Origin of the sequence: Bacteroides sp. 51 (assembly GCF_010500965.1) — a bacterium.
In the GTDB taxonomy this organism is placed as follows: domain Bacteria; phylum Bacteroidota; class Bacteroidia; order Bacteroidales; family Bacteroidaceae; genus Bacteroides.
In genome coordinates, this window is sequence record NZ_QVMI01000079.1 from 1 (window position 1) to 4,175 (window position 4,175).

The 4,175-nt window shown below is 49.8% G+C and carries 2 protein-coding genes; both read left to right on the plus strand.

Annotated elements, in window-relative coordinates:
• Positions 1-781 (plus strand): FimB/Mfa2 family fimbrial subunit (locus tag D0T87_RS23475; protein WP_163178574.1); only part of this gene is annotated, 781 nt, incomplete at its 5' end.
• 251 nt (positions 782-1,032) lie between these two features.
• Positions 1,033-3,828 (plus strand): BACON domain-containing protein, encoded by a 2,796-nt coding sequence (locus tag D0T87_RS23480; RefSeq protein WP_163178576.1) that lies wholly within the window; start codon positions 1,033-1,035, stop codon positions 3,826-3,828.
• Positions 3,829-4,175: the final 347 nt, after the last annotated feature.

A 4,175-nucleotide genomic window follows, 5' to 3' on the forward strand; every position in this document is an offset into this window, starting at 1 on the left:
CACGCACACCCTCACGGTCAGGCCATACGACCACGCGGGAGAGCCCTTGTCGCGCAAGGACGTGGCAGAAGTAGTATTGTATGTCTTCGACAGTGAACTCTGTTCAGTTGAGAAGATAGATACACACGTAGGACAAACGGTTACCATAAACGCCCCCAAGGGCAAATCCCTCCACATCGTAGGTTGGGGTAACCTGGGCGGGGGACGAGAAAACTGTACCGGCTATGAACCCGGTCGCCATAAAGACTATTACCAGGTAACCCTATTGCCCCTTACCCGGGCCATGGCTTATTCTCTTTCGCCCGACGATCTGTTCCGGGGAGAGATTACACTGGGCGGCAGTAGTGAAAACAAAGATAACAACGGTAGCAACAATAGCAATACCACCATCGAACTCCCTATCTACCGCGAAACCGGTAGACTGACCATCACCGTGCGCGGCCTCACGGCCTTTGCAGGCTTTGCCGACCACAACTACTCTATCCAGGTGCGTGAAACCCCTTCGGTGATCGACTTCTACGGCGATTTATCCGGAGATAAAGTAGCCTACCAGCCTACCAGTTCCTTTACAATCGGAACAGCCCGGGAAGAATACTACACGCCACCCTTCAATATGCTGCCCGAAGAACAAGGTATCCATATCGATATCTACCACGGCACAGAATTGGTCACCACCATCTCGCAGGATAACACCGGGCAGCCCATTGCCATTAAGAAAGGCCAGCTTACTAACGTGCTTATCGACCTGCGATCCTCGCTCAGTGTAAGTATGGANCATTAAGAAAGGCCAGCTTACCAACGTGCTTATCGACCTGCGATCCTCGCTCAGTGTAAGTATGGAACTCACCCCCTGGGGAGAAGAGAAACTATGGAAAGAATTCTAAAAGCCTCACCCCGGCCCTCTCCAAAGGAGAGGGAGGTGGGGATGCCCCACAGCGAAGTTTCGATGCCGAATGGTGTAACTCCCTCCCCCTCTCCTTTGGAGAGGGCCGGGGTGAGGCTCAATATTATTAAACCAAAAACAGATAACCCATGAAATTAAGTGGATATAAACGATTAGTGAAGCTGCTGCCCGCAGTGGCGTTCCTACTGCTCTTCACGCTGATGGCGTGTACAGGGCATGAAGAAGAAATCACCCCAACGGGAAAAGGCGACGCCCTGGTCACTTTCTCCCTTCGGCTGCCCGGTGAAAGCGTACCCGACACCCGTGCCCTCTCCGAAGACGGAGAGAATGCCGTTACCGAAATTGATGTATTGGTGTTCGGAAAGAACGGCGGTACCTATGTATATACCGCCGGATGTAGCGGTAGCCAGATCACAGGAACCGGAAATGCCAAAACCTTTACCGTTACCCTGCGCCGCGGCGAATACGACCTGGTGGTACTGGCAAATGCCCGCACTATAGTAGACGCCGCCACCCTGGAGGGTAAGAACAAAGCTGCTGCCTTGGCCGCGCTTACCGCTGCCGTACCCGCAGAAGGTAAATGGCCGGTAGACGGCTCCAAGCCTTTCCCGATGTGGGGCGATATCGGCACAAAGACCATTAATGAAACTACCGAAATTAAGAACATCAACCTCCTGCGTATGGTAGCAAGAGTAGATGTAGTAGTTCCTGCTGCCGTAACCAACTTTAAGCTATCCAGTGTGTATGTATATAACTACAATACCCAGGGCACAGTAGTTCCTACTACTGCCGCAGGTATGACAGACGGCAAAGTAACCTATCCGGTGGTGCCCACTTCTTCAACCTTGACCGAAGGCCCACTATTATACAATGGTACAGCCATAAACACCACCACCAACCAGTGCGTGCGTGAAATCTATATCATGGAATCCGAGAACCATACCGATAACCATACCAAAGCCAAAGACTTGCTTAAACGCACCTGTTTGGTAGTGGGCGGTACCTACAATAGCGACAGTGAAGCCAGCTATTACCGTGTAGATTTCTCTACCGGCACAGGATCAGCACAAACATATCTTGATGTACTTCGCAACCACAAATACACCATAAACATCACCAAAGTATCCGGTTCGGGTTACGAAACTCCGGATATTGCCTTCCGTAGCGGTCCGGTTAATATCGAAGCCAGCGTACTGACCTGGAACGGGGTAGGTATGAATATCCTAACTACTGATGGACAATACACCCTGGCGGTGGATAAAGATGAATATACCTTCAACAAAGAAGCCGTGACAAGCAAGGCAGCCGAAAATACACTCAATGTATGGACAGACTATACCACCGGTTGGAAAGTAGAGAAATACGTTGATGCTACCAACGAGAGCCAAACCGCCGGCTGGTTAAAACTCGTTCCTGCCACAGGCGATAAAGATAATATAACCGAAACCTATATCGAATTAGAAGCAAACGAAACCGGTGCCTCCCGTTCGGCAAAGATTTATCTGGAAGCCGGGCGTATCCGCAAGCCGATTACTGTTACTCAGGGTACGGCATCGAGTGTACAGCCGGGCATTAAGCTCTATCTGGCCGATGCTGAAATCTCTTCGGGATCTCAGCTTACTTTCACTCCTAAAACAGGAACTTCAAAAGAGTCTAAAACCTTGCGGGTGGTATGGGAGCCTAACAGCGAGACTGTTACCGTGGCGGTAAGCAAAATCTGTTCTAACCTGGAAGGTCAACCGGTAAGTGAAACCTTCAACGGTGGTTCCAGACAGTACACCATCACCACCACGGCCGTAACATCCAATGGTAACAGTGCTTTGCCTACCGATGAAGAATCGACCGTTACCTTCCGTACCGAGGGTGGACAAGAGGCTACAGTGAAACTGTTGCAGAAGAATTACGGTCTTATTTACAACGATGTAAAAAGCAAATACGCTTCGGCCACCAGTAAAGAATACAGCTTTACGGTAAAGAGCAATACCAATTGGAAGATTGGTTCCGTAACCGATGGTTCAAGTGTACTTACCACTGCTTCTAAAACAGCTTTAGAAGCCACAACCGGTACATCAGGTACAACCACTATTAAGTTTACCGTTGCTGCCAGTACTACCGGTACCGCTACCCTGAACTTTATAAACGAAGATGGATTATTCACTGATGTCGCAGTTACGTTAAATGTTCAGCCTGTTGTTCCCGCCGAGTTCGGCGGTAGTAATATCGTTTGGGATGGTACAAAATTGACCTTCTCTACCGGCCCTGACGACACAAGCGTTGATGCCCTGGCACAAGGAGTTTACTTCCAGTGGGGTTCCCTGGTGGCTATCAGCCCTGTGGGTACTTTCTCCGCTTCCTCTGTATTGTACAAACCGGCAGAATATACAACTGCCATCAGTTCCTATACAAGTATTCCTTATATCAATGAAACCACTGCTCCATTCAATGACAACGTGCAAACAGATGACGACTTTGCTACCTACAATAACAATACCGGTTATAATGCCGCTGCCGGCAAGGGTGATATCTGCCGTTACATCTCCGCCAAAGGTTGGGTAGAAGGTAGTTGGCGATTGCCTACCGCCGCCGAGCAACAGGCACTGATGGAAGCATCAGGTAAAAGTCCGGTAAATGCGAGTTATTGGGGAACTCCTACCGGCGGTTTTGCCGGACTCACTTCTACCGATGCAAATGGTTTATACCAAATACCCAGCTATGTCCAGTTGTCGGGACAGTTCTTCCCCACTTCCGGCTACCGGAATGCCAGTGGGGCTTTGGCCAACGCAGGCGGCCGCGGGTATTTCTGGTCGGGTTCATCCAGCGCGACTACGACCGCTTGGCTCATGGACGTGCTCTCGTACGGGGCGTACTGGCATAGCAATTACAATCGTCAGCTCGGGTTCTCCGTGAGGTGTGTGCGTCTGTAATTGTGCCTACCCAAGCTGTATCTAAAATGATGGGCTTAGCTAAACTGTCCTGGCCGGCATTAGAATACCGGTATGGAAGTTTAGCTAAGAACTGATCCATCGGCAGGGAGTTTTCAGGTACACCTGCCAAACCGCTCCACGGTGCTCTGCCTTCACGGTATGGGTATTGAACGGATGGAGAAAAGGGAGTTGGAAGAGACTCTCAGGTGTGAGTATAGGAGCTGAATGTAAATGAACCACTGAAGAAACATCGAAAAGAAACTTTTTCTATGTGTATCATAGAATTAGTCGTTGTCGTGTTAAGCATGAACTATTCCATGATGTGATATCACGATCATGCTCCACTA

Coding starts and splice junctions, on each gene's coding strand:
- D0T87_RS23480 (WP_163178576.1), top strand. CDS start 1,033: ATGAAATTAAGTGGATATAAACGATTAGTGAAGCTGCTGCCCGCAGTG.